Origin of the sequence: Clostridium tyrobutyricum DSM 2637 = ATCC 25755 = JCM 11008, assembly GCF_000359585.1 — a bacterium.
Taxonomy (GTDB): domain Bacteria; phylum Bacillota; class Clostridia; order Clostridiales; family Clostridiaceae; genus Clostridium_B; species Clostridium_B tyrobutyricum.
Window position 1 is genome coordinate 1 of record NZ_APMH01000060.1, and the last position, 1,721, is coordinate 1,721.

The window sequence follows — 1,721 nt, forward strand, 5'->3', positions numbered from 1 at the left end:
TTTTAAAAGATTATAAAATAATCCTTCAAAATTAAACAGAGTAAAATAAACCGAACAATTTATGAAACAGTCATGCTGTTTCAGTTCTCCTTAGAAAGGAGGTGATCCAGCCGCAGGTTCTCCTACGGCTACCTTGTTACGACTTCACCCCAATCACTAACCCCACCTTCGGCCGCGTCCTCTTACGTTAGACTACGGACTTCGGGTGTTGCCAGCTCTCATGGTGTGACGGGCGGTGTGTACAAGGCCCGGGAACGTATTCACCGCGACATGCTGATTCGCGATTACTAGCAACTCCAGCTTCATGCAGGCGAGTTTCAGCCTGCAATCCGAACTGAGAGCAGTTTTTGAGTTTGGCTCCACCTCGCGGTATTGCTTCTCTTTGTTCTGCCCATTGTAGCACGTGTGTTGCCCTGGACATAAGGGGCATGATGATTTGACGTCATCCCCACCTTCCTCCGCGTTAACCGCGGCAGTCTCGTTAGAGTGCTCAACTGAATGTTAGCAACTAACAATAAGGGTTGCGCTCGTTGCAGGACTTAACCTAACATCTCACGACACGAGCTGACGACAACCATGCACCACCTGTCTCCCTGCCCCGAAGGGCTTCGCCTATCTCTAGGTTATTCAGGGGATGTCAAGTCCAGGTAAGGTTCTTCGCGTTGCTTCGAATTAAACCACATGCTCCGCTGCTTGTGCGGGCCCCCGTCAATTCCTTTGAGTTTTAATCTTGCGATCGTACTTCCCAGGCGGAGTACTTAATGTGTTTACTGCGGCACAGAAGGGGTCGATACCTCCTACACCTAGTACTCATCGTTTACGGCGTGGACTACCAGGGTATCTAATCCTGTTTGCTACCCACGCTTTCGTGCCTCAGCGTCAGTTACAGTCCAGAGAATCGCCTTCGCCACTGGTGTTCTTCCTAATCTCTACGCATTTCACCGCTACACTAGGAATTCCATTCTCCTCTCCTGCACTCTAGATATCCAGTTTGAAATGCAGCACCCAAGTTAAGCCCGGGTATTTCACATCTCACTTAAACATCCGCCTACGCACCCTTTACGCCCAGTAAATCCGGACAACGCTCGCCACCTACGTATTACCGCGGCTGCTGGCACGTAGTTAGCCGTGGCTTCCTCCTTTGGTACCGTCATTATCGTCCCAAAAGACAGAGCTTTACAATCCGAAGACCTTCATCACTCACGCGGCGTTGCTGCATCAGGCTTTCGCCCATTGTGCAATATTCCCCACTGCTGCCTCCCGTAGGAGTCTGGACCGTATCTCAGTTCCAATGTGGCCGATCACCCTCTCAGGTCGGCTACGCATCGCTGTCTTGGTAGGCCATTACCCCACCAACTAACTAATGCGCCGCGGGTCCATCTCAAAGCGAATTACTCCTTTCATCCAAATTCCATGTGAAACTTGGCTTTATGCGGTATTAATCTTCCTTTCGGAAGGCTATCCCCCACTTTGAGGCAGGTTACCCACGTGTTACTCACCCGTCCGCCGCTAATCCACCCCCGAAGGGGTTTCATCGCTCGACTTGCATGTGTTAGGCACGCCGCCAGCGTTCGTCCTGAGCCAGGATCAAACTCTCAATTTAAAAGTTAAAAGTTTTTCTTGCTCATTACTGTTTTTGCTATTTTCATAGCTCAAAAGAATTGCTGGTTTATTTCTAATAAGTTTTTACTTATTTTACTCTGTTTAATTTTCAAGGATCA

At 49.2% G+C, this 1,721-nt stretch carries 1 rRNA gene; it reads right to left on the minus strand.

Annotation, left to right across the window (positions count from 1 at the left end):
- Window positions 1–94: 94 nt before the first annotated feature.
- Window positions 95–1,603, minus strand: a 16S ribosomal RNA gene (locus J418_RS0115280).
- Window positions 1,604–1,721 lie beyond the last annotated feature (118 nt).